The sequence below is a fragment of the Klebsiella pasteurii genome, assembly GCF_018139045.1.
Taxonomy (GTDB): domain Bacteria; phylum Pseudomonadota; class Gammaproteobacteria; order Enterobacterales; family Enterobacteriaceae; genus Klebsiella; species Klebsiella grimontii.
In genome coordinates this window covers 3,548,501-3,572,624 of sequence record NZ_CP073236.1, presented here as the reverse complement: position 1 = coordinate 3,572,624, position 24,124 = coordinate 3,548,501, and the positions used below count along the sequence as shown (strand labels likewise).

Below are 24,124 nucleotides of genomic sequence, written 5' to 3'. Positions count from 1 at the left end.
ATGTTTAGCTATCCTCCCGTGAAAAAGGTCTCGGTCGTTATTCCTGTGTATAACGAACAGGAGAGCCTGCCGGAGCTTATCCGCCGCACCGACACCGCCTGCGCGACGCTCGGACGGCAATATGAAATTCTGCTGGTCGACGACGGCAGCAGCGATGACTCGGCGCGGATGCTCACCGAAGCCGCCGAGGCCGAAGGCAGCCACGTGGTGGCGGTCCTGTTGAACCGCAACTACGGCCAGCACTCGGCGATTATGGCGGGTTTCAGTCACGTTACCGGCGACCTGATCATTACCCTTGATGCCGACCTGCAAAACCCGCCGGAAGAGATCCCGCGCCTGGTCGAGAAGGCCGACGAGGGCTACGACGTGGTCGGTACCGTGCGCCAGAACCGCCAGGACACCTTCTTCCGTAAAAGCGCCTCGAAGATGATCAACCGCCTGATCCAGCGCACCACCGGTAAAGCGATGGGCGACTATGGCTGCATGCTGCGCGCCTATCGCCGCCATATCATCGACGCGATGCTCAACTGCCATGAGCGCAGTACGTTTATCCCGATTCTGGCGAACACTTTTGCCCGCCGGGCGGTTGAGATCCCGGTGATGCACGCCGAGCGCGAATTCGGCGATTCCAAATACAGCTTTATGCGCCTGATTAACCTGATGTACGACCTGGTGACCTGCCTGACCACCACGCCGTTGCGCCTGCTGAGCCTGTTCGGCAGCGTCATCGCTCTGCTGGGCTTCGCCTTCGGCCTGATGCTGGTTGTGCTGCGTCTGGTGTTTGGTCCCCAGTGGGCGGCGGAAGGGGTGTTCATGCTGTTCGCGGTGCTATTTATGTTTATCGGCGCCCAGTTCGTCGGGATGGGCCTGCTCGGGGAGTATATCGGCCGCATCTATAACGATGTCCGCGCCCGCCCCCGCTACTTTATTCAACGTGTTGTTCGCCAGCCGGAAACGGCATCTCAAGAGGAAGATCGTTCATGAAAGCCGTAGTCTTCGCTTATCACGATATGGGTTGTGCAGGTATTCAGTCTCTGCTGGATGCCGGTTATGACATCGCCGCTATTTTTACCCATCCGGATAACCCTGGCGAAAACCATTTTTTTGGCTCCGTGGCGCGTATTGCCGCTGAGCAAGGCATCCCGGTATGGGCGCCGGAAGATGTGAATCATCCGCTGTGGATCGAACGTATCCGTGAGATTAAACCGGACGTGCTGTTCTCGTTCTACTACCGCAACCTGCTGTGCGATGACATTTTGAATATTGCGCCGCAGGGGGCTTTTAACCTGCATGGTTCACTGTTGCCGAAATACCGCGGCCGCGCGCCGCTGAACTGGGTGCTGGTGAACGGCGAAAGCGAAACTGGCGTAACGCTGCACCGTATGGTTAACCGCGCGGATGCCGGCAATATCGTGGCGCAGAAAAGCGTCGCGATCGGCGCGGATGACGCGGCGCTGGCGCTGCACCGTAAACTCTGCGCCGCAGCGTCGGATCTGCTGGCACAGGCGCTACCCGCCATCCGCGACGGTAAAACCGAAGAGCGCGTCCAGGATGAAAGCCAGGCGACTTACGTCGGTCGCCGTACGCCGGAAGACGGTCGCCTCGACTGGGAACATTCGGCCCAGACGCTGCACAACCTCGTCCGTGCGGTCTCCGATCCGTGGCCGGGTGCGTTCGGCTACGCCGGCGCAAACAAGTTTATCGTCTGGAAATCCCGCGTGCGCCACGATCTGGCCGCCGCCAAAGCAGGGACGGTGCTCTCCGTTGCGCCGCTGGTCGTCGCCTGTCAGGAAGGGGCGTTAGAAATCGTTACCGGGCAGACCGAGCGCGGCGTTTATATGCAGGGTACCCAGCTGGCGCAGGCGCTTGGCCTGGTTGCCGGCGCGGTGCTGAGCAGCAAACCGGTGGTGGCGATTAAGCGCCGTACCCGCGTGCTGATCCTCGGGGTGAACGGCTTTATCGGCAACCACCTGACCGAGCGCCTGCTGCAGGACGACAACTACGAGATTTACGGCCTGGACATTGGCTCCGACGCTATCAGCCGCTTCCTCGACAACCCGCGCTTCCACTTCGTTGAAGGCGATATCAGCATCCACTCCGAGTGGATCGAGTACCACATTAAGAAGTGCGATGTGGTCCTGCCGCTGGTGGCGATTGCCACGCCAATCGAATATACCCGCAACCCGCTGCGCGTATTTGAGCTGGATTTCGAAGAGAACCTGAAGATTATCCGCGACTGCGTGAAATACGATAAGCGCATCATCTTCCCGTCGACCTCGGAAGTGTACGGCATGTGTACCGACAACAACTTTGATGAAGATACCTCGAATCTGGTGGTCGGGCCGATTAACAAACAACGCTGGATCTACTCGGTTTCCAAGCAGCTGCTGGACCGCGTGATCTGGGCCTACGGCGATAAGAACGGCCTGAAGTTTACTCTGTTCCGCCCGTTTAACTGGATGGGGCCGCGCCTCGATAACCTTAATGCCGCGCGCATCGGTAGCTCTCGCGCCATCACCCAACTGATCCTCAACCTGGTAGAAGGTTCGCCGATCAAGCTGATTGAGGGCGGTAAGCAGAAGCGCTGTTTTACCGATATCAGCGACGGTATCGAAGCGTTGTTCCGCATCATTGAGAACAAGGACGGCCGCTGCGACGGGCAGATCATCAACATCGGCAACCCGGATAACGAAGCGAGTATCAAAGAACTGGCGGAAATGCTGTTGGCCTGCTTTGAACGCCATCCGCTGCGCGACCGCTTCCCGCCATTCGCCGGATTCCGCGAAGTGGAAAGCAGCGATTACTACGGTAAAGGCTACCAGGACGTCGAACATCGTAAGCCGAGCATTCGCAACGCGAAGCGCTGCCTGAACTGGGTGCCGACGGTGGAAATGGAAGAGACCGTGGAACATACCCTGGACTTCTTCCTGCGTACGGTTGAACTGACGGACAGCGGCAAATCATGAAACAGGTCGGCTTACGCATAGATGTCGATACCTTTCGCGGTACGCGGGACGGGGTCCCGCGACTGCTGGCTCTGCTGAGCCAGCACGGGATTCAGGCAAGCTTCTTTTTCAGCGTCGGGCCGGACAACATGGGGCGTCATATCTGGCGCCTGGTAAAGCCGAAGTTTCTGTGGAAGATGCTGCGCTCAAAGGCCGCGTCGCTATACGGCTGGGATATCCTGCTGGCCGGCACCGCCTGGCCAGGGCGCAGGATCGGCGCGGGTAATGAAGAAGTTATCCGCGCCGCCGCGCAGGAGCATGAAGTTGGCCTGCACGCCTGGGATCACTATAGCTGGCAGGCGTGGAGCGGCGTCTGGCCGCAGGAAAGGCTGACGCTGGAGGTTGAACGCGGGCTGCTGGAGCTGGAGCGGATTATCGGTCGCCCGGTAACCTGTTCCGCCGTTGCTGGCTGGCGCGCCGATCAGCGGGTGATCAAAGCCAAAGAGGCTTTCGATTTCCTCTATAACAGCGACTGCCGGGGGACCGGGCCTTTTCTGCCGCAGCTGGGGAACGGGGCGCCGGGGACCGTGCAGATCCCGGTGACCTTACCGACCTGGGATGAAGCGGTGGGAAACGCGGTGGATATTGCGGGCTTCAACCGCTATCTGCTGGACTGCATCCACCGCGACGCGGGGACGCCGGTCTATACCATCCATGCTGAAGTGGAAGGCATCGCCTTTGCGGATCAGTTTGATGAACTGCTGACCATGGCCGCACAGGAAGAGATCCAGTTTTGCCCGCTAAGCCAGCTTCTGCCCGCCGACTTTAGCGTGCTGCCGCGAGGGAAGGTGGTTCGTGGTGAACTGGCCGGCCGGGAAGGCTGGCTTGGACGTGAACAATTACTCAATTCGGGTGTTTGATGAAAAGCATTCGCTACGGCGCCTCTCTGGTCGCCCTTTTTGTCCTCTACTATTTACTGCCGCTCAACTTCCGCCTGCTCTGGCAGCCTGATGAAACCCGCTACGCGGAGATCAGCCGCGAAATGCTGGCGACCGGCGACTGGGTAGTGCCGCATTTCCTCGGGCTGCGCTACTTTGAAAAACCGATTGCCGGCTACTGGATCAACAGCATCGGCCAGTGGCTATTCGGCCACAATAATTTTGCCGTCCGCTTTGGGGTGGTGTTTTCCATTACCGTCACCGCGCTGCTGGTCGCCTGGCTGGCATGGCGTCTTTTCCGCGATAAACGCGTCGCGATCCTGTCGCCGGTGATCTTCCTGACCGCGCTGCTGGTCTACGGTATCGGCACCTACGCGGTGCTCGACCCGATGATCACCATGTGGATGGCGCTGGCGATGTGCAGCTTCTGGGGCGCGGCGCAGGCCCAAAGCCACGGCGGCAAAATTCTCGGCTATGTTTTACTCGGCGTGGCCTGCGGGATGGGGGTGATGACCAAAGGCTTCCTCGCGCTGGCGGTGCCGGTGGTCGGGGTACTGCCGTGGGTGATTGCGCGTAAGCGCTGGCGCGAAGTGCTGACTTACGGCTGGCTGGCGGTGGGCGTCTGCGCGCTGGTGGTGCTGCCGTGGGGGCTCGCCATCGCCAAACGCGAGCCGGACTTCTGGCGCTACTTCTTCTGGGTGGAGCATATCCAGCGTTTCGCGGAAAAAGATGCCCAGCATAAAGCGCCGTTCTGGTACTACATTCCGTTCCTGATTGCCGGCAGCCTGCCGTGGCTGGCGCTGCTGCCGGGGGCGCTCAAGCGCGGCTGGACCGAACGCGATGAGTCGCGCGGCGCGCTCTATTTGCTCGGATGGGTGGTGATGCCGTTCCTGTTCTTCAGCATTGCTAAGGGTAAACTGCCAACCTATATCCTGCCCTGTTTTGCTCCCCTGTCGATTCTGATGGCGCGCTACGCGCTGGACGCCGCGAAGGCGGGGGTGAAGGCGCTGAAAATTAACGGCGCGATCAACCTGGCCTTTGGCCTGATTGGCCTGGTCGCCGTGCTGGTGGTTTCGCCGTGGGGCTTTATGCACAAGCCGGTATGGAGCCATATTGAGCTCTATAAATGCCTGCTGGCTGCGCTGATATTTGGCTGCTGGGCGCTGATGGGCTGGCTGGCGATGAAGGACAACGGCCGCCGCTGGACCCTCGCCTCCTGCTGCCCGCTCGGGCTGGCGCTGCTGGTGGGCTTCGCTATCCCGGATCGGGTGATCGACAGCAAGCAGCCGCAGTTCCTGGTGGATATCGTCAGCGAATCGCTGACCCCGAGCCGCTACGTGTTGACCAATAACGTCGGTATCGCCGGCGGGCTGTCGTGGGAGCTCAAGCGCAGCGATATCATTCTGTTCGACAAGCAGGGCGAGCTGAAGTACGGTCTCTCCTGGCCGGACGCGCAGCGCCAGTTTGTCGATCAGGCGCATTTTGCTGACTGGCTGGCGACACACCGCCAGCAGGGCCCCGTCTCGCTGGTTCTGCTGATGGACAAAGGAGAAAGTATGGCTGATTTAGCGCTACCGAAACCAGATAGCTCCTACGAGCTAGGGCGCGTGGTGTTTATCCAGTATCTGCCGCAATGAGCGTGTGGATCTGTCTGGTTTTCGCCAGCCTGCTGAGCTGCGCTGGACAGCTGTGCCAGAAACAGGCCACCCGCCCATCCAAATCCGGGCGGCGCGGGCGCCATATCCTCGGCTGGCTGGGTTTAGCGCTGCTCGCTCTGGGCTGCAGTATGCTGCTGTGGCTTAGCGTGCTGCAGTCGATCCCGGTCAGTATCGCCTACCCTATGCTAAGCCTGAACTTTGTCTGGGTGACCCTGGCGGCGTGGGGGATCTGGCGCGAGCCGGTCGCGCGTCGCCACTGGATTGGCGTGGGACTCATCGTCGTCGGGATCGTTATTCTGGGGAGCCGTATCTGATGGGCTTAATCTGGGCGTTATTCAGCGTCGGCCTGGCGAGCGGCGCGCAGCTGCTGCTGCGCAGCGCGATGGTCGAGCTCCCGCCGTTGACGGAGATATTCACCTTCCTCAACCATCTGCTGCATCTGCGGGCGGGCACGTTTGGCCTTGCGTTTGGGCTTATGGGTTACCTGCTGTCGATGGTCTGCTGGTACTTCGCCCTGCATCGACTGCCGCTGGCGAAAGCCTACGCGCTGCTGAGCCTGAGCTACATCCTGGTATGGGCCGCCGCCATCTGGCTCCCCGGCTGGCATGAGCCTTTCCACTGGCAATCGCTGCTGGGCGTGCTGCTGATTGTCGCCGGGGTGCTGACGATCTTCTGGCCGGTGAAGCGGCAGGGCTAGCCCGGTAGCCTGCTTTTGGGGCGACCGGGCCCGAGCAGGATGGCTAACTTACTGCCGCCCCTGGTGGTCTCCATCCATATTTTACACACGCTGGTTAACGGTACCGACAGCAGCATTCCCACCGGGCCAAGCAGCCATCCCCAAACCAGCAATGAGAGGAAAACCACCAGCGTAGACATGCCCAGCCGGTGGCCCATCATGCGGGGTTCGAGAATATTGCCGATAATCATGTGCACGACTAAAAAGAGCGCGCCGACCAGCAGACACTCATAATACCCGTTAAAAAGTAACGCCTGGATCATCGGCGGGACGGCGGAAATCACCGAGCCAATGTTAGGCACATAGTTCAGCAGAAAAGCCAGCACGCCCCACATCAGCGCAAACTGTACCCCCATCAGCATCAGTCCTAACCAGACAATCACCCCTGTCCACAGGCTGAGCAGCGTTTTCAGCGCCAGATAATGCGAAACGCCTTTTAACGCCCGGTGAAGACCGGCGATGTGGATTTGCGGGTTGTTGAGGGCAAAACGGAGCTTATAGGGCACATGACGGACTTCAAAAAGCATAAATACCACCGTCATCACCAGCAGAATGACGCTGGCCATAGCGCCGGACAGCCCGGTCATCAGGGTGGTCGTGAACGTCATCAGCTTGTCAGAGTCTATGCGTTGTAGCATACGCTCCGGGGACATGTGAATATGCAAAAACGGCAGCGCCTCCTGCAATCGCAGGACTTTTGCCGTCAGCTCTTTATTATATTTTGGCATCATGGCGACAAATTCGTTAACCGACGCGGCCAGTACGCCAATTAACGCGGTGAGCACGATCAGCATCACCACCACCACGATAGTAATGGCTGCCGGGCGACGCACGCCGCGGCGAATAAACCAGGTGACCAGAGGGTTGAGGACAATGGCGAAGAACAGCGCCAGTAATAGCTGCACGATGATATCTGCCGCGGCGTGAATACCGGCGAGGATAACCACCAGTGACGCCAGTTTGAGCAGAATATGCATGCCCGTTTTATCGGGCTGAGGGGTTGTCATTCACTCTTCCTTTCTATGATTTTCATTAAGAGCCCACTCCATTAGGGCTATTTTACTTGCCATTTTGAACACGGGCAGTGCTCGACAAAATACGAAAGTATTTTGAACGCCCTTCAGGGCGGCCCGGAGGGCGAGCGTAGCGAGTCAATCCTCACGTACTCCGTGTACGCTCCGGTTTCTGTGCGCTGTCCGTGTTCAAACTGCCTGCGACAATAACGCCTGGTGGGATAGACTCTAAGTGTAGCGGCTGGCTTGCTGCCAGGAATCCTAATCTGGCTGCTGATTTATAACGTGTGGCGTGGTAGAAATGAAACACAGTTGTAAAAATCTGGTGGAACCCGATGCCCGAAACCGTCGCTGAACCGGCGCTCAATGGATTGCGCCTCAATCTGCGGATTGTCTCTGTCGTGATGTTTAACTTTGCCAGCTATCTGACCATTGGCCTGCCGCTGGCGGTATTGCCCGGCTACGTTCATGATGTGATGGGGTTTAGTGCCTTTTGGGCCGGGCTGGTGATTAGCCTCCAGTACTTCGCTACGCTGCTCAGCCGCCCGCACGCCGGGCGTTACGCCGACCAGCTGGGGCCAAAAAAGATCGTCATTTTCGGCCTGTGCGGCTGCTTTTTGAGCGGACTCGGCTATCTGCTGGCGGCGCTCTTCGGCGGTTTGCCCGTGGTTAGCCTGGCGCTGCTGTGCCTTGGGCGCATAATTCTCGGCATCGGGCAGAGCTTCGCGGGAACCGGCTCCACGCTGTGGGGCGTCGGGGTAGTCGGTTCGCTGCATATCGGGCGGGTTATCTCCTGGAACGGCATTGTCACTTACGGGGCGATGGCGATGGGTGCGCCGCTCGGCGTGCTCTGTTACTCGCTGATGGGCCTGCACGGGCTGGCGTTGACCATTATGGCGCTCGCGCTGGTGGCGGTGCTGTGCGCGTTGCCGCGGGCAGCGGTGAAAGCGGGCAAGGGTAAAGCGATGTCGTTTCGCGCGGTGCTGGGGCGCGTCTGGCTCTACGGCATGGCGCTGGCCCTGGCTTCGGCGGGTTTTGGCGTTATCGCCACCTTTATCACCCTGTTTTATGATGCTAAAGGCTGGGACGGTGCCGCCTTCGCCCTGACGCTGTTTAGCTGCGCCTTTGTCGGCACCCGGCTGTTGTTCCCCAACGGAATTAACCGCCTCGGCGGGCTGAACGTGGCGATGATCTGTTTTGTCGTCGAGATTATTGGGCTGCTGTTAGTAGGCCTGGCGGAGACGCCGCTGCTGGCGAAAGTCGGCACCTTCTTTGCCGGAGCCGGTTTTTCGCTGGTGTTCCCGGCGCTTGGCGTGGTGGCGGTGAAGGCCGTGCCGCAGCAGAACCAGGGGGCGGCGCTGGCAACCTATACGGTATTTATGGATCTCTCGCTGGGGATCACCGGTCCGCTTGCCGGGCTGCTGATGGCGTGGGCGGGCATTTCATCGATCTATCTGGCGACGGCGGGGCTGGTCGCGGCGGCGCTGCTGCTGGGATGGCGGTTAAAAAAACGGCCCCCGGTCGCTGAACCGGAGGCCGCGGCGTCAGGCCAGTAGTTACTGGATGACGAGGGTGTTGATAATGTTTTCCGCTTCGGTCTGCGCCTGCTGCTGATTATCCGCTGGCAGCGTGATCTGTAGCGTCAGCAGTTTGTCATCAACCTTACCGAGCAGGACGGAAGACCAGGCGGTCTGGCCCTTGGCGGAGATGATGCTGTCCAGCTGTTGCAGGGTGTGGCCTTTGATCTCAATGGATTTATTGCTCACCACCTGCAGCTGCGGGTCGCGGCTGCGCTGCTGCTCTTCCAGACGCTGGCTCATGACGGCCAGATCTTCATTGGTGCTGTCGCCAACAATCACGATCACCGCTTTCTGGCCGGTAGCGTCAGAATAGACGTGCATATTGTTGGCCTGGGTGCCCAGCTTGCCGCTCTGGTCGGTCATACCGGCTGGCAGGGAGAAGCTCAGTTTGCCATCCAGCAGACTAATAGGTTGCCCGCTGGCGTTGCTTTCCGCAGCCGCCCCGGCAGTCGGCGTTTTTGTATCGCTGTTATCACAGGCCGCAAGACCCACAACCAGCAGGCCAATACCGACATATTTAACCAAATTGCGCATTGACATCTTCCTTTCGATAAACGGCCACTAACGGCTCATTCGCTTATCTTATCACATCGTTTCACGAGTACTCTTAACCTGGCTGCAATGCGGATAAATCAGATTTATCTGCCAGCTTTTTCAGCAGCATATTCAACAACATGCCGTACATCGGCAGGAAGAATACGATGCTAATCAGCACCTTGAAGCAGTAGTCGACGATGGCGATTTCACCCCAGTGCGCCGCCATAAACGGATCCGGGCTGCGCCAGAAGGCGATAAAGAAGAAGGCCAGCGTATCGCTGACGTTACCGAAAAGAGTGGATGCCGTGGGCGCTAGCCACCAGCGGCGGTTCTGACGCAAGCGGTTGAAGACGTGGACGTCGAGGATCTGCCCCAGCGCGTAGGCCATAAAGCTGGCGGCGGCGATACGGGCGACAAACAGATTAAAGCTGGTTAATGCGGCAAAGCCCTGCCACTCGCCCATATAGAACAGCGCGGAAACCCCGTAGGAGATGAGCAGCGCCGGAATCATCACCGCGAGGATAATGCGTCGCGCCAGCGGAGCGCCGAAAATCCGCACCGTCAGGTCGGTGGCGAGGAAAATAAACGGAAAGCTGAACGCGCCCCAGGTGGTATGAAAACCAAAGATGGAGATCGGCAGCTGCACCAGATAGTTACTGGAAGTGATGACCAGCAGATGGAAAAGCGATAGCCAGATCAGCGCTTTTTTACGCTGTACGGTAGTAAACGGACTCATATTGTGACCTTTTTATGCCCGTTATTCTTCAAGCTGCAGATGCGTTAACTTTCCTCGCTCATCCCAGTCACTTACTGATGTAAGCTGCTGGAAATTCGCTGCGTCGTCGCCTTTCTGCAACTCGAATGATTTAGGGCCAGAGAGTTGGGGTGAGGGAACCCAATAAAAACGGCTGCATGATACTGCGTTGCGAGCGTATTGCAATGGTTGTTTTTCGCGCAAACGTTAACCTGGCTTGCGTACTGGCGAACTGGGGGTAAACTAGGGCCGTTTTGTTAATGTGAGATGAAAATGAGCGAACTTTTCTCCAGCCCTGATCATACGCTTGATGCGCAGGGGCTTCGTTGCCCGGAACCGGTGATGATGGTGCGTAAGACCGTGCGTACCATGCCGGTGGGCGAGACGCTGCTAATCGTGGCCGACGATCCGGCGACGACCCGCGATATTCCCGGTTTCTGCCGCTTTATGGAGCATGAACTGCTGGCGCAGGAAACCGAGGCGCTGCCGTACCGCTATTTGATCCGTAAAAGCCACTGATCCGCTTCAGGTTTCCCCGGATTGCGGCTGGCGCCTGATCCGGGCTACAACAAACCAGACCGCACTAACCTGTAGCCCGGGCCAGGCGCGTCAAGCGCCGTCCCGGGACTTGCCCTTATTTCTTACGTAACAGCCGCAGCGCGTTAGCGGTGACCAGCACCGTCGCCCCGGTATCCGCCAGCACCGCCAGCCACAGGCCGGTCAGTCCAAGCAGGGTGGTGACGAGGAAAATCCCCTTCAGACCCAGCGCGATAGCGATGTTCTGCCGGATATTGGCGTGGGTGGCGCGCGCTAGCGAAATCATTTGCGCCAGCCCGGTCAGGCGGTTATGGGTCAATGCCGCATCAGCAGTTTCCAGGGCGACGTCGGTGCCGCTGCCCATGGCGATGCCAATCGTCGCCGCTTTCATCGCCGGCGCATCGTTGATTCCGTCGCCGACCATGGCCAGCGGCGACTCGGCGTTGAGCGCGATCACCGCCTGTACTTTATCCGCAGGCAGCAGCCCGGCGCGGAACGCCAGCCCCAGTTCGCTGGCGATGGCCGCCGCCGCGCGCGGATTGTCGCCGGTCAGTATGACTCCCTGAACGCCTAACTGATGGAGCTCATCCACCGCCTGGCGGGCATCGTCGCGCAGCGTATCGCGCAGCGCCAGAATCCCCAGCAGCGTCTCATCGCGCATCACCAGCACCACGGTTTGTCCGGCGCTCTCCAACTGTTGAATACGTTCATCGTACTGCGGATCGTTATTTTTCCCGGCGGCGCAAATCAGCACCTGACGACCTTCGACCTGTGCCTCAATGCCGGAGCCGGCCAGCGCGCGCTGGCCGCTGGCCAGCGGAATCACCAGCTGACGCTGCTCCGCCTCACGTACGACGGCCTGGGCTAACGGGTGGCTGGAGCCTTGCTCCACGGCGGCCGCCAGCGCCAGCAGATCGTTTTCGCCAATGTTCGCGGTCGCCATCACGGCGGTGACGCGCGGCTGGCCTATAGTCAAGGTGCCGGTTTTATCAAACGCCACCTGGCGCACGCGGCCCAGTTGCTCCAGCGCCGCGCCGCCTTTAATCAGCGCGCCGCGACGCGCCGCCACCGCCAGCCCTGAGGTAATCGCCGCCGGGGTGGAGATCACCAGCGCGCACGGACAGCCAATCAGCAGCAGCGTTAAACCTTTATAGATCCACGGCAGCCATGCGCCAGCAAACAGCAGCGGCGGAACAAGGGCTACCAGCAGCGCGACGACCATAATCGCCGGGGTATAGATGCGGCTGAAGCGATCGATAAAGCGCTCAATCGGCGCGCGGCGCTCCTCCGCTTCTTCAATCAGCTTAAGAATGCGATCGATGGCGCTGTCGCCCGGTTCGGAGAGCACCGTCAGCTGTACCAGACGATCGACGCTGGTGGCGCCGGCCGCTACGCGTTCCCCGGCGTTACGCTCCACCGGTACGGATTCACCGGTTAGCGCGCTCTCATCGAAGCTGGCGAAGGGCGAGAGCAACTGGCCATCGGCGGGCAGACGGCCACCGGCGGCCACTTCAATCACGTCGCCGGGGCGCAGGTCGCGCTGGGCTACGATTTCGCGTACGCCGTCTCGCACGCGGATTGCCGTGTCGGGTTTCAGCGCCATCAACGCGCTGACGCCTTGACGCGCGCGGCTGGCGGCCCAACCCTCAAGGCGTTCGCCGATTAAGAACAGCAGTAGCACCATCGCCGCTTCGGCGGTGGCGCCGATAAACAGCGCACCGATGGCGGCGACGCTCATCAGGGTTTCGATGGCGAACCAGCTTCCGCTTTTGATCAGGCGTATTGCTTGCCGGGCGACCGGCCACAGGCCGACAAGGGTGGTTGCGATGAAGGCGATTTCGCCCAGAGGAGGGTTAAACTGCTCCAGCCCCCAGCTGAGGGCCATCATTGCGACCAGGGTGATGAGCGGCAGATTCTCGCGCAGCCACGAGGTGGAGTCCTCTGTCCGGGGCGCGTTTTCATCCCGCAGCTGATAGCCCGCGGCGCGCACGGCGCTTTCGATCTGCGGACCAACGTCGCCCTCGGCGTTGACCAGCAGCTTTTCGGTGGCGAACAGCACCTGAACCTGGCTTACTCCCGGCACCTGGCGAACGGCGGTTTCAACCTTGCGGGCGCAGGCCGCGCAATCCATGCCTTCTACCAGCCAGCTAAAGCGAGCGTGACTGAACGCGTCGTTTTCAGCGGCGGTTTCGCTGCTGCAGGCGTGGTCCGCGCAGCAGCTTTCCGCAGGCTGTGCGGCAGGGGTAAATTTTAACGATGAGAATTGTGGGACTTTTTTATCCTGCGATTCTGGAGCCGACATAGGACCCTCCGGGTAATGATAATTTTCTCATTACCCAGAGGATACACTCTGGAGTCGACTCCAGAGTCAAGCGCTTAATTACAAATAGAGTGCGCGGACGATCAGGAAGTGCCCGGCGAAGTAAAACGCCGAGGAGATCGCGTTGTCAGCGCGGAAGCGGCGGCGATAATGGCTGATGAGCCAGACCGCGTTGCCGAGCAGCAGGAACGCGGCGCCAACGAAGCCGGAAAGCGCGGTGTCCGTCGGGCGAGCGAACCACAGCTCGCCAGCGAGCCAGACCATCACCAGCGTCATCGCGATAAAGGTAAACACCGGCATTCGCATCTCTTCCAGGCGCGTCCAGATGATGGCCAGCAGCAGCGCGCCGAGGATCAGCAGCACCAGCGGCAGCGGCCAGAAGAACGATAGCGTCAGCTGGCTGGCAAACCAGATGGTGTAGAGCAGATGGGAGAGAAAGAACGCCCCCACGGCGTACATCACCCGCTGCCGGGGCAGTAGGGTCAAGGCGTCGCCGACCAGCGAAGCGCAAAGCCCGGCCAGCACCAGATAGCTGATGGCGTTAAACATCGGCGCTTGCCAGGCCAGTAACAGAAGCAGGATCAGCGTGACGGGTTTAAATACCCAGCGACGCCAGGCTGGCCCACGATAGGACGCATCGACATAAAGCCATGCGGAGAAACAGACAGCAATAAATGACCAAAGCATAGTAAGTCCCTGTATCTGTTATCATTAAGTAAGTGATTGTACTTACAGTACTGAATCTCAGTGTAGTGGTTTGCAGAGGAAGATGACAATGATAATCAAGCCACAGTATGCTTATTCCTGATAATTCCTGGGGGCAAGGTGAATGAGTAAGGTTCCGCTGTTTTTTATGGTTGCCGTTGCCATCATTGCGGTTGCCGCGTCGTATCGCTATGCGCAGCAGCGCCGCGAAAAAATGGAGAACGACGCCGCGCCGCTGTTGCAAAAACGGGTGGTGGTGAGCAATAAGCGGGAGAAGGTGATTAACGATCGCCGTTCGCGCCAGCAGACGGTGACGCCTGCCGGCAGCGAGATGCGTTATGAAGCCAGCTTCAGGCCGGAAAGCGGCGGAATGGAAATGGTTTTTCGTCTGCAGGCGCCGCAGTATCATGCGTTAAGCGTCGGCGATAAAGGCGTCCTGAGCTATAAAGGTTCGCGGTTTATGGGCTTTGCGCCAGATCCCTGAACCTTTTCCCGGCGTTACTTCTTCTTCAGGGTCGCCTTGAGTTTTTTCTGCCAGGCGACCAGTTCGAACACGCCGAAGATGAAAATACGGACCTGTTCGAAACGCCCCAGCGGCGGCATCTCTTTCGTCTGCGTCGCCTTGAGCAGCGTCAGCTGCAGGCCGTGCATCAGAATCATAAAGATTAGCGCCACGTTAACGAAGATATTCAGTGGCTTTGGGAACGGTTGAAACAGATTCAGCAATAAAAACGCCCACACGCACAGCATCAGCAAGCGGCCAAAATTAATCAGCATGGTTTTCTCCTTGGGCCTCACGTTGATAGAGACGGTAGGCGACCTGTCCGGCCACTTTTTCACGATAGACGTGCCAGTTCTCCGGCACCGGCGGTAAGCCGTTTTCGACTTCACTCTCGATGTAGATGAGCGCTTCATCGCTAAGCCAGCCGTTGTTTTCCAGCAGTTTCAGCGTCTCTTCAAGCAGCCCCTTACGAAACGGGGGATCGACAAACACAATATTGTGCGGTGCGCCCGCCTGAGCGAGAAACGCTAAAGTATTGGTGTTCACGACCTTAGCGTTGCTGGCTTTGAGGGTCGCCAGGTTTTTTTGCAGCTGCTGCGCGACGCCGCGCTCCATTTCCAGCAGCGTGGCGTTGGCCGCATAGCGGGAGAGGGCTTCAAGGCCCAGCGCGCCGCTGCCGGCGAAGCAGTCGAGGCAGTTAGCGTCAACGATCGACGGCGCCAGCCAGTTAAATAGCGTTTCGCGTACCCGGTCGGTGGTCGGGCGCAGACCCGGGCTCTCCGGCACCGGTAATTTACGGCCCCGCCATTGCCCGCCGATAATACGGATCTGGCCGCTGCCTGCGTGGTTTGGTTTCTTCATCTCTTTGCTCAAGTCTCAACTTCCGGGCTGCTATTCTAACGATCGGCAGCGGTTGACGAAACCTTAATCCGGGGGCGGTGATGCGAGTTAAGTTAAGTGGTAGACTATCCGACTAATTTCATCATTTTTCAGCTTCCGCTGCCAACAGGCCGAAGCTGTGCCATGAATTAACAGCGAGGAGTGTAGTCGCAAATGGCGAAAGACAAAAAACGTGGCTTCTTTTCCTGGCTGGGCTTTGGCCAAAAAGAACAGGCGCAGGAAAGCGAAACAGAACAAAAAGTAGAAGCCCAGCAAGAGGTTGCAGAACCGTCTGCGGAAAGTGAAGCGCCTGTCGCTGCGCCGGAAACGGTCGACGCGCCTACGACGGAGAAACCGGACGCCGAAGCCTTTGCCGCCGAGGTGGTTGAGGTGACCGAGCAGGTCGTGGAGAGCGAACAACCGCAGGCGGTTGTCGAATCCCCGGTCGTTGAAGCAGTTGCGGAGCAGCCTGCGGTTGAAGAAATTGTCGCTGAGCCGCTGATTGAAGAGGTCATTGCCGAGCCGGTAGCGGCTGAAGCCGTCGCTGAACAGACGCCGGAAGCGGTCATTACCGAACCGGAAACAGCAGTTATTGAAGAAACCGCCGTTGACCAGCCGGAACCAGACGAAACGGCAGAAGAGGCTGAGGCCGATATCACCGATGAAGAGCTGGAAGCGCAGGCTATGGCGGCGGCCGATGCGGCAGAAAACGCTAAGGAAGTGGTGCCGGACGAAACCGTCGTGACGCCGTTAGAGCAGGAAAAACCGACCAAAGAAGGTTTCTTCGCCCGCCTCAAACGCAGCCTGGTAAAAACCAAACAAAACCTCGGTTCCGGATTTATCAGTCTGTTCCGCGGTAAGAAAATCGACGATGATCTGTTTGAAGAGCTGGAAGAGCAGCTGCTGATTGCCGACGTCGGCGTGGAAACCACGCGTAAGATCATCACTAATCTGACCAACGACGCCAGCCGTAAGCAGCTGCGCGACGCCGAGGCGCTGTACGGTCTGCTGAAAGAAGAGATGGGCGATATTCTGGCGAAAGTGGATGAGCCGCTGAACGTTGAAGGCAAAACGCCGTTTGTGATTCTGATGGTCGGCGTCAACGGCGTCGGTAAAACCACCACCATCGGTAAGCTGGCGCGTCAGTTCGAGCAGCAGGGCAAGTCGGTGATGCTGGCGGCGGGCGATACTTTCCGCGCGGCGGCGGTAGAGCAGCTTCAGGTTTGGGGGCAGCGTAACCATATTCCGGTGATTGCCCAGCATACCGGCGCGGACTCGGCATCGGTCATTTTCGATGCCATCCAGGCGGCGAAGGCGCGCAATATTGACGTCCTGATTGCCGATACTGCGGGCCGTCTGCAGAATAAATCGCACCTGATGGAAGAACTGAAGAAGATTGTCCGCGTCATGAAAAAACTCGATGTCGATGCGCCGCATGAAGTTATGCTGACCATTGACGCCAGCACCGGGCAGAACGCGATTAGCCAGGCCAAACTGTTCCACGAAGCGGTTGGACTGACCGGTATCACCTTGACTAAGCTGGATGGTACCGCCAAGGGCGGGGTTATCTTCTCGGTTGCCGATCAGTTCGGTATTCCGATTCGCTACATCGGTGTTGGCGAACGTATTGAAGATCTGCGTCCGTTTAATGCGGGCGACTTTATTGAGGCACTTTTTGCCCGAGAGGATTAAAAATGATTCGCTTTGAACAAGTCAGCAAAGCCTATCTCGGTGGGAGACAAGCGCTGCAGGGGGTGACTTTCCACCTGCAGGCGGGCGAGATGGCGTTTCTGACCGGCCATTCCGGCGCGGGGAAAAGTACCCTGCTGAAGCTTATCTGCGGTATCGAACGGCCCAGCGCCGGCAAAATCCTCTTCGGCGGCCATGATATCAGCCGCCTGAAGAGCCGCGAGGTGCCGTTTTTGCGCCGTCAGATTGGCATGATTTTCCAGGACCATCATCTGCTGATGGACCGTACCGTTTACGATAATGTGGCGATCCCGCTGATTATCGCCGGCGCCAGTGGCGATGATATCCGTCGTCGCGTCTCGGCGGCGCTGGATAAAGTCGGGCTGCTGGACAAAGCGAAAAACCTGCCGATTCAGCTTTCAGGCGGTGAACAACAGCGCGTGGGCATCGCCCGCGCGGTGGTCAATAAACCCGCGGTCCTGCTGGCGGATGAACCGACCGGTAACCTCGATGAGGCGCTGTCGGAAGGGATCTTACGTCTGTTTGAAGAGTTTAACCGCGTTGGGGTGACGGTGCTGATGGCGACGCATGACCTGGGGCTTATATCCAGTCGTCCGTACCGCGTCCTGTCCCTCAGCGAGGGGCATATGCATGGAGGCCACATCGGTGAATAAGCGCGAGGCAATGAACCACATTCGCCGATTCGGCAATCGATTCGACCGTTTCCGCAATGCGGGCGGGGCGGGTGGTAGCGGCGGACGCAATGGGTCGAAGCGGCCAAAAGCCGCGCCGAATCCGGCTTCCCGTAAGAGCAACGTATTCAATGAGCAGGTGCGCTACGCCTGGCACGGCGCGGTACAGGATCTGAAAAGTACGCCGCTGGCGACGTTCCTGACGGTGATGGTGATCGCCATTTCGTTGACCCTGCCGAGCGTGTGCTACATGGTCTACAAAAACGTCAGCACCGCAGCGTCGCAGTATTACCCCACGCCGCAAATCACCGTTTATCTGGAAAAAACGCTGGATGACGATGCGGCTGCCCGGGTAGTCGGCCAGCTGCAGGCGGAGCAGGGCGTCGAGAAGGTTAACTATCTGTCGCGTGATGAAGCCCTTGGCGAATTCCGCAACTGGTCTGGCTTTGGCGGCGCGCTGGATATGCTGGAAGAGAACCCGCTGCCGGCGGTAGCGATCGTGGTGCCGAAGATTGATTTCCAGAGCGTTGAGGCGCTGAACACGCTGCGCGACCGCGTGAGCCACGTTCAGGGCGTTGATGAAGTGCGTATGGATGACAGCTGGTTTGCGCGCCTCTCGTCGCTCACCGGGCTGGTCGGACGCGTGTCGGCGATGATCGGCGTACTGATGGTGGCGGCGGTCTTCCTGGTGATCGGCAACAGCGTACGTCTGAGCATCTTCGCCCGTCGCGATACCATTAACGTGCAGAAACTGATTGGCGCGACCGACGGCTTCATTCTGCGTCCGTTCCTTTACGGCGGAGCGCTGCTGGGGTTCTCCGGCGCGTTTCTGTCGCTGATCTTGTCGGAAATTATGGTCATGCGCCTGTCGTCGGCGGTTACCGAAGTGGCGAAAGTCTTCGGCACGCAGTTTGAACTCAGCGGCTTAGGCTTTGACGAGTGCCTGCTGATGCTGATTGTTTGCTCGATGATTGGCTGGGTCGCCGCCTGGCTGGCAACCGTTCAACATTTACGTCACTTTACTCCCGAGTAGTAAAAATCTGGTATAATCTTTCCCTGCACTGAATATCTCTCTGCAGGGAAAGAGTCCCTGTCGACGCTTCCCTAAACTTCATGACCATGTCACATTTTGTGCGTAATCTATTCACATCATTGCATGGAACTTGTGGATAAAATCACTGTCTGATACTAATGTGAGTGATATTCTCGTTGCTCATCAATGCTGGCATGTTTGTTGCTCCGTTGTGAGGACAGAATGATGCCAGAAGATATCGATTGAGAGGATTTGAATGACCAAAGATATGCAAACTTTAGCCTTAGCCCCCGTTGGTAACCTGGAATCGTACATCCGGGCTGCTAACACTTGGCCGATGTTATCGGCTGATGAAGAGCGGGAGCTTGCTGAAAAGCTGCATTACCAGGGCGATCTGGAAGCAGCGAAAAAGCTGATCCTGTCTCACCTGCGCTTTGTTGTTCATATTGCTCGTAACTACTCGGGCTATGGCCTGCCGCAGGCGGATCTGATTCAGGAAGGCAACATTGGCCTGATGAAAGCCGTGCGCCGTTTTAACCCGGAAGTGGGCGTGCGTCTGGTTTCCTTCGCCGTGCACTGGATCAAAGCGGAAATTCATGAATACGTGCTGCGTAACTGGCGTATCGTGAAGGTCGCGACCACGAAAGCACAGCGTAAGTTGTTCTTTAACCTGCGTAAAACCAAGCAGCGTCTGGGCTGGTTTAATCAGGATGAAGTCGAAATGGTTGCCCGCGAGCTGGGCGTGTCGAGCAAAGACGTGCGTGAGATGGAGTCACGTATGGCGGCGCAGGACATGACCTTTGACATGTCTTCGGATGATGAGTCCGATAGCCAGCCGATGGCGCCGGTACTCTATCTGCAGGATAAAACGTCTAACTTTGCCGATGGCATCGAAGACGATAACTGGGAAGAGCAGGCGGCGAACAAGCTGACCGACGCGATGCAGGGTCTTGACGAACGTAGCCAGGACATCATCCGCGCCCGCTGGTTGGACGAAGACAACAAGTCCACGCTGCAGGAGCTGGCAGACCGCTACGGCGTGTCGGCTGAACGTGTGCGCCAGCTTGAAAAGAACGCCATGAAAAAACTGCGCGCCGCTATCGAAGCCTAATCTGAGCGCCAGTCCCCCGATAACGCCCCACATTACGTTGGGGCGTTTTGTTTTTCTGCCTCCGCCAGCGCCTGTGGGCAGTGCATTTTCAGACACTCAAGCAGGATGTTGAACGCCGGCTCCATCTGCGTTTCCGGCTGCGAAGCAAAGCCCATCAACAGCCCTTTCTTGCGTTGCGTTGTCAGGTAATAGCGTGACAGCGGACGCACTAAGATATTGCGCGCGTTGGCGTCGCGGGCAATCGCCACGTCATCCGCCTCATCCGGCAAATTCAGTATTAGATGTAGTCCGGCATTATCGCTGAAGTCCGACAGCGCGTGCGGCCCGCAGTGCCGCTGAATCAGCTCGGTCAAAAAGACGCGGCGGCGGCTGTAGAGCAGGCGCATGCGGCGAATATGCGCCGAGTAATGACCGGCGTTGATAAATTCCGCCAGCGCCAGCTGGATAAGCGAATGGCCGCCGCGATAGAGCTCGGCATGGGCGTTTTTGAGTTCAGCCGCCAACGGTCGAGGCAGCACGACATAGCCAAGCCGCAGTCCAGGGTAGAGCGTTTTACTGAACGTACCGACGTAGACCACCGGCGCTTCGGGGACTAAGCCCTGTAGCGCCGGGATCGGCTGGCCGGAAAAGCGAAACTCGCTGTCGTAATCATCTTCCACAATCCAGCTGTCGTGCTGATGGGCTAGCGTAAGCAGGCGCTGTCGGCGCTCAAGGCTCATTACCGCGCCGAGGGGATACTGATGGGATGGCGTAACGAAGATCAGCCGCGGGGCTTCGGCTATGCTTTCGGGCGGGCACAGGCCGCTGGCATCAACCACCACGGGCTCGGCCCGCACTTCATTCATCGCCAGCACATGGCGAATGCCCCAGTAGGACGGTTCCTCCACCCAGGCGAGATCGCCGCGGTCGCACAGCATGCGGGTAATCAGGTCGATCGCCTGGTGGATCCCTTCGGTGATAAGAATTTGATCTGCCTGACACTGAACGCCGCGCGCTACTCTCAGATAGTCCACCAATGCGTGCTGTAGCTCGGCCGTTCCGCCGTTACAGCTGTAGCTGAGCTGTTCCGGTTTTGGACGGCGGCTGATACGCGCCTGGATTTTACTGAACAGCGGATGGGGAAACGCGTTGACGTCCGGTACGCCGGGGATAAACGCCCCCCACTGACGCGGGCTGGCGCTGACCTGTCCCAGCAGATGCTGGCCGCGCCTGGAGATAGGCGCGCTGGCTGCGGGCGCCGGGCTGCTTTCACTGGCGCTGCTGGCGGGAAGGAACATATCGGGCAGCGTTTTCGCGACGAATGTTCCGCTGCCGCGGCGGGATACGACGTACCCCTCGGCCAGCAATTGTTCGTAAACTGTTAAGATTGTGTTGCGAGACATTCTCAGCTCCCCCGCCAGATCCCGCGATGGCGGTAGGCGGCTATGGGGCGGCAGAGAACCATCCAGAATGGCGTGGCGAATCGCCTTGTAAAGGCGCTTGTGCAGGAGCGGATCGGTTTCTTTCTGCAATCTGACCAGCACCATGTCTGCGATGAGCGAACGCAATTGGATCCCTCAGATAATCTTAATTGGTACTCGATTATAGGGCCAAATCCTGTGTAAATAAACGACATAGTTTCGGATTTGTTGCGATAACGTGACACACATGACAGGAGATTCCCGGTGAAAAGTTCAGAACTGAATCAGCGTCGCCAGCAGGCGACTCCGCGCGGTGTAGGGGTAATGTGCAGCTACTTTGTTGAGAAAGCAGAGAACGCTACGCTGTGGGATATTGAAGGGAATGAGGTGATTGATTTCGCCGCCGGCATTGCGGTGCTGAATACCGGCCATCGGCACCCTAAAATCATTGCCGCCGTTGAACAGCAGCTACAGGCCTTTACCCATACTGCTTATCAGATTGTCCCGTACGAAAGCTACGTCACGCTGGCCGAGCGGATTAACGAGCTGGCGCCGATTGACGGTCAGGCAAAAACGGCGTTCTTTACCACCGGGGCGGAAGCGGTTGAAAACGCGGTGAAAATTGCGCGCGCTTATACTGGTCGTCCGGGTCTGATTACCTTCGGCGGCGGATTCCACGGCCGTACTTTCATGACCATGGCGCTGACCGGCAAAGTGGCGCCTTATAAGATTGGTTTCGGCCCGTTCCCGGGCTCGGTTTATCACGCCGTCTACCCTAATGCTGCCCATGGCATTACCACCGCTGACGCGATGAAAAGCCTGGATCGTATTTTTAAAGCCGATATCGCGGCCGACCAGGTGGCGGCGATTGTTCTGGAGCCGATTCAGGGCGAAGGCGGCTTTAACGTCGCCCCGCCTGAGTTTATGCAGGCGCTGCGCGCGCTGTGCGATACCCACGGCATTCTGCTGATTGCCGATGAAGTACAAACCGGCTTTGCACGCACCGGCAAGCTGTTTGCGATGCAGCACTATGATGTGAAACCTGACCTGATGACGATGGCTAAAAGTCTGGCCGGCGGTTTCCCGCTCTCCGGCGTGGTCGGTCGCGCGGAGGTGATGGATGCACCTGCGCCGGGCGGCCTGGGCGGTACCTATGCCGGTAACCCACTGGCGGTCGCGGCTGCGCATGCGGTGCTGGACGTGATTGAAGAAGAGCAGCTGTGCCAGCGCGCTGAGCGCTTAGGCAGTCATCTGAAAGAGGTGCTGAATCAGGCACGTCAAAGCTGCCCGGCCATTGCGGACGTACGCGGCCAGGGGTCGATGGTGGCGGTGGAGTTTAACGATCCGCAAACCGGCGAGCCGTCGCCGGAGATCACTCGTCAAATCCAGCAAAAAGCCCAGGAGAACGGACTGCTGCTGCTAAGCTGCGGCGTCTACGGCAACGTCATTCGCTTCCTCTATCCGTTAACGATTCCGGATGCGCAGTTTACGAAGGCGCTGGATATTTTGGCCCGCGTGCTGAAGGGCTAGTCAGTCTTACATCCATCTGCGGCGGTAGGGAAGCCCAACAGAAACAGGAAGCCGCAGTCTGGTTATTCATGCTCAGCGTGAGTGGTATTTCACCCTGATATCACCTTTTTTCCGGCAGCGCATGTTGCCGGAATAAAACGGAAAATATTATGTCTGACAACTCCACCTTTTCTTCGGTTCTGACGAGCCGGGAACGTACCGCTGTACCTGCAAAATCCCTCAGTTTCATCGAAGGCGTGTCGATGATCGTCGGCACCAATATCGGTGCTGGGGTGCTATCCATCGCCTATGCCTCCAGCAAAGCGGGCTTTCTGCCGCTGCTGTTTTGGCTCGTTGTTGTCGGTAGCCTGACGACTATTACCATGCTCTATGTCGCAGAGTCGACGCTGCGTACCCGCAAGCATTTACAGCTCAGCGGCCTGTCGCAGCGCTATGTTGGCCGCTTCGGGGCATTGATGATGTTCCTCTCCGTTTGCGTCAACAGCGTCGGCGCGCTGACGGCTTATATGACCGGCAGCGGTAAACTCCTGCATTCGTTATTCGGCATCTCGCCTGCCCTGGGCAGCGCACTGTTTTTTATTCCGGCGGCCGGGGTGCTTTATCTTGGCCTGAAGGCGATTGGCCGGGGTGAGAAATTCATCAGTATCGGCATGGTCGTTATGATAACCATTTTGGTTGCCGCGACGTTGCTGAAAGAAACCGCGAGCGTGAGTTATTTACTTGAAGGTAACTGGCTGTATATGGTGCCAGTGTTTAATGTGGTCGCGTTCTGCTTCTCCGCGCAGTATATCGTGCCGGAAATGGCGCGCGGTTTCGCCGATAAACCGGAGAAACTGCCGAAGGCCATTATGGTGGGGATGGTGTTAACCTTTTGCCTGCTGGCCCTGGTCCCGCTCTCGGTGATTGCATTAAGCGGGCTGGATAATATTTCTGATGTGGCGACCATTTCATGGGGAAGGGCGCTCGGCGAGTGGGCCTTCTTCTCGGCAAACCTCTTTGCGCTCTGCGCGATGCTGACCTCCTATTGGGGACTGGGTGGAAGCTTCCTGACCAATATCTTCGATCAGTTTCGCTTGGGCAACGACGAGCAGCCGTTCAAACGCTTTAAGGTGCTGCTCGTGGTCGCTGTGCCGCCTTTTATTCTGGCCTACAGCGGGATGGTGTCCTTCGTGAACGCGCTCTATTTTGCCGGGGTATTTAGCGGGGTGATTTTGTCCATCATGCCGATCCTGATCCTGAAAGGTTCACGGCGGCAGGGGGATATCACTCCCGGTTGGACCTGCCCGGCGCTGATAACGCACCCATTCATCCAGATCTTCATCGTATTGCTCTATCTTTGCAGCGCCGTCTACGCCATCGCTTCTGCCTTTGGCTATCTGCCCGCGGGCTGGTAGTCGCGTTGCTCATGCCACCGCGTTCGGTTTATTCCGGCGCGGGTTTTTATTTGTCACTTATCTGTTACATACTCCGCAATTTTATCGTTTCCAATTCTCCTGAATGACGGTATGTTTAGCATAGTGTGCTGCAAAAGCGCAGGCAGCAGACCCTAATCTAACTATCATATG

23 protein-coding genes are annotated in these 24,124 nt (G+C 58.3%); 15 read left to right on the top strand and 8 right to left on the bottom strand.

Going from position 1 to position 24,124, the window contains the following annotated elements:
• Genes arnC through arnF form a run of 6 tightly spaced genes read left to right on the top strand, consistent with a single transcriptional unit; the run spans position 1 to position 6,238 of the window.
• On the top strand, positions 1 to 984 hold the full coding sequence (gene arnC / locus KCG39_RS16870; protein ID WP_004126208.1) for an undecaprenyl-phosphate 4-deoxy-4-formamido-L-arabinose transferase: 984 nt from the start codon (positions 1 to 3) through the stop codon (positions 982 to 984).
• Positions 981 to 2,966, top strand: coding sequence for a bifunctional UDP-4-amino-4-deoxy-L-arabinose formyltransferase/UDP-glucuronic acid oxidase ArnA (arnA, locus tag KCG39_RS16865; RefSeq protein ID WP_004126207.1), 1,986 nt, complete (start codon positions 981 to 983; stop codon positions 2,964 to 2,966). Before arnC ends, arnA begins: the two co-directional genes overlap by 4 nt.
• Complete coding sequence (gene arnD / locus KCG39_RS16860) at positions 2,963 to 3,865, top strand: 4-deoxy-4-formamido-L-arabinose-phosphoundecaprenol deformylase (protein WP_004126206.1); 903 nt, start codon at positions 2,963 to 2,965, stop codon at positions 3,863 to 3,865. Before arnA ends, arnD begins: the two co-directional genes overlap by 4 nt.
• On the top strand, positions 3,865 to 5,520 hold the full coding sequence (gene arnT, locus KCG39_RS16855; RefSeq protein ID WP_142468095.1) for a lipid IV(A) 4-amino-4-deoxy-L-arabinosyltransferase: 1,656 nt from the start codon (positions 3,865 to 3,867) through the stop codon (positions 5,518 to 5,520). The genes arnD and arnT overlap by 1 nt, the downstream gene beginning before the upstream one ends.
• Complete coding sequence (gene arnE / locus KCG39_RS16850) at positions 5,517 to 5,855, top strand: 4-amino-4-deoxy-L-arabinose-phosphoundecaprenol flippase subunit ArnE (protein ID WP_004126204.1); 339 nt, start codon at positions 5,517 to 5,519, stop codon at positions 5,853 to 5,855. The genes arnT and arnE overlap by 4 nt, the downstream gene beginning before the upstream one ends.
• Positions 5,855 to 6,238: a 4-amino-4-deoxy-L-arabinose-phosphoundecaprenol flippase subunit ArnF gene (gene arnF, locus KCG39_RS16845; RefSeq protein ID WP_004126203.1), complete on the top strand. Its 384-nt coding sequence runs from the start codon at positions 5,855 to 5,857 to the stop codon at positions 6,236 to 6,238. The genes arnE and arnF overlap by 1 nt, the downstream gene beginning before the upstream one ends.
• On the opposite strand, the gene KCG39_RS16840 is transcribed toward arnF, so the two are convergent.
• Positions 6,235 to 7,284 (bottom strand): AI-2E family transporter, encoded by a 1,050-nt coding sequence (locus KCG39_RS16840; RefSeq protein ID WP_004126202.1) that lies wholly within the window; start codon positions 7,282 to 7,284, stop codon positions 6,235 to 6,237. The genes arnF and KCG39_RS16840 overlap by 4 nt on opposite strands.
• Positions 7,285 to 7,625: 341 nt before the next feature.
• Between KCG39_RS16840 and KCG39_RS16835 the strand changes: the two genes are divergently transcribed.
• Positions 7,626 to 8,846, top strand: a complete 1,221-nt coding sequence (locus KCG39_RS16835) for an MFS transporter (protein ID WP_142446991.1) — start codon at positions 7,626 to 7,628, stop codon at positions 8,844 to 8,846.
• On the opposite strand, the gene KCG39_RS16830 is transcribed toward KCG39_RS16835, so the two are convergent.
• Positions 8,847 to 9,404 carry a DcrB family lipoprotein gene (locus KCG39_RS16830; protein WP_004126200.1) on the bottom strand — a complete coding sequence of 186 codons (558 nt, stop codon included), beginning with the start codon at positions 9,402 to 9,404 and terminating at the stop codon, positions 8,847 to 8,849.
• 73 nt (positions 9,405 to 9,477) lie between these two features.
• Positions 9,478 to 10,143: a 7-cyano-7-deazaguanine/7-aminomethyl-7-deazaguanine transporter gene (locus tag KCG39_RS16825; protein ID WP_004126198.1), complete on the bottom strand. Its 666-nt coding sequence runs from the start codon at positions 10,141 to 10,143 to the stop codon at positions 9,478 to 9,480.
• 291 nt (positions 10,144 to 10,434) lie between these two features.
• Here KCG39_RS16825 and tusA point away from each other — a divergent pair, with 291 nt between their 5' ends.
• Positions 10,435 to 10,680 (top strand): sulfurtransferase TusA, encoded by a 246-nt coding sequence (tusA, locus tag KCG39_RS16820; RefSeq protein ID WP_004106582.1) that lies wholly within the window; start codon positions 10,435 to 10,437, stop codon positions 10,678 to 10,680.
• A 115-nt stretch (positions 10,681 to 10,795) separates the two neighbouring features.
• Here the strand turns inward: tusA and zntA are convergent, their stop codons facing one another.
• Together zntA and KCG39_RS16810 are read right to left on the bottom strand one after the other, a co-directional pair.
• Positions 10,796 to 13,000 (bottom strand): Zn(II)/Cd(II)/Pb(II) translocating P-type ATPase ZntA, encoded by a 2,205-nt coding sequence (zntA, locus tag KCG39_RS16815; RefSeq protein ID WP_112165958.1) that lies wholly within the window; start codon positions 12,998 to 13,000, stop codon positions 10,796 to 10,798.
• A 78-nt stretch (positions 13,001 to 13,078) separates the two neighbouring features.
• Positions 13,079 to 13,705 (bottom strand): lysoplasmalogenase, encoded by a 627-nt coding sequence (locus tag KCG39_RS16810; protein ID WP_004126194.1) that lies wholly within the window; start codon positions 13,703 to 13,705, stop codon positions 13,079 to 13,081.
• Between the two features lie 142 nt (positions 13,706 to 13,847).
• Between KCG39_RS16810 and KCG39_RS16805 the strand changes: the two genes are divergently transcribed.
• Entirely contained in the window at positions 13,848 to 14,207 is a 360-nt protein-coding gene (locus KCG39_RS16805) for a DUF2500 domain-containing protein (RefSeq protein WP_004126192.1), read from the top strand.
• Between the two features lie 14 nt (positions 14,208 to 14,221).
• Here KCG39_RS16805 and KCG39_RS16800 read toward each other — a convergent pair whose 3' ends face one another.
• Together KCG39_RS16800 and rsmD are read right to left on the bottom strand one after the other, a co-directional pair.
• Positions 14,222 to 14,500: a DUF1145 family protein gene (locus tag KCG39_RS16800; RefSeq protein WP_004126191.1), complete on the bottom strand. Its 279-nt coding sequence runs from the start codon at positions 14,498 to 14,500 to the stop codon at positions 14,222 to 14,224.
• On the bottom strand, positions 14,490 to 15,086 hold the full coding sequence (gene rsmD, locus KCG39_RS16795) for a 16S rRNA (guanine(966)-N(2))-methyltransferase (protein WP_004126189.1): 597 nt from the start codon (positions 15,084 to 15,086) through the stop codon (positions 14,490 to 14,492). Before rsmD ends, KCG39_RS16800 begins: the two co-directional genes overlap by 11 nt.
• Before the next feature lie 192 nt (positions 15,087 to 15,278).
• Here rsmD and ftsY point away from each other — a divergent pair, with 192 nt between their 5' ends.
• From ftsY to rpoH, 4 genes are all read left to right on the top strand, one after another.
• Positions 15,279 to 16,796 (top strand): signal recognition particle-docking protein FtsY, encoded by a 1,518-nt coding sequence (gene ftsY, locus KCG39_RS16790; protein ID WP_087828579.1) that lies wholly within the window; start codon positions 15,279 to 15,281, stop codon positions 16,794 to 16,796.
• A gap of 2 nt (positions 16,797 to 16,798) precedes the next feature.
• Positions 16,799 to 17,467: a cell division ATP-binding protein FtsE gene (gene ftsE, locus KCG39_RS16785; protein ID WP_004106557.1), complete on the top strand. Its 669-nt coding sequence runs from the start codon at positions 16,799 to 16,801 to the stop codon at positions 17,465 to 17,467.
• Positions 17,460 to 18,518 (top strand): permease-like cell division protein FtsX, encoded by a 1,059-nt coding sequence (gene ftsX, locus KCG39_RS16780; RefSeq protein ID WP_032742212.1) that lies wholly within the window; start codon positions 17,460 to 17,462, stop codon positions 18,516 to 18,518. Before ftsE ends, ftsX begins: the two co-directional genes overlap by 8 nt.
• A 256-nt stretch (positions 18,519 to 18,774) precedes the next feature.
• Complete coding sequence (gene rpoH, locus KCG39_RS16775; RefSeq protein WP_004106554.1) at positions 18,775 to 19,629, top strand: RNA polymerase sigma factor RpoH; 855 nt, start codon at positions 18,775 to 18,777, stop codon at positions 19,627 to 19,629.
• 32 nt (positions 19,630 to 19,661) lie between these two features.
• Here the strand turns inward: rpoH and pdxR are convergent, their stop codons facing one another.
• Complete coding sequence (pdxR, locus tag KCG39_RS16770) at positions 19,662 to 21,176, bottom strand: MocR-like pyridoxine biosynthesis transcription factor PdxR (RefSeq protein ID WP_049112323.1); 1,515 nt, start codon at positions 21,174 to 21,176, stop codon at positions 19,662 to 19,664.
• A gap of 117 nt (positions 21,177 to 21,293) precedes the next feature.
• Here pdxR and KCG39_RS16765 point away from each other — a divergent pair, with 117 nt between their 5' ends.
• Positions 21,294 to 22,559 (top strand): 4-aminobutyrate--2-oxoglutarate transaminase, encoded by a 1,266-nt coding sequence (locus KCG39_RS16765; protein ID WP_004126179.1) that lies wholly within the window; start codon positions 21,294 to 21,296, stop codon positions 22,557 to 22,559.
• A gap of 149 nt (positions 22,560 to 22,708) precedes the next feature.
• Positions 22,709 to 23,953, top strand: a complete 1,245-nt coding sequence (locus tag KCG39_RS16760; RefSeq protein WP_004126177.1) for an aromatic amino acid transport family protein — start codon at positions 22,709 to 22,711, stop codon at positions 23,951 to 23,953.
• The last annotated feature ends 171 nt before the right edge of the window (positions 23,954 to 24,124 follow it).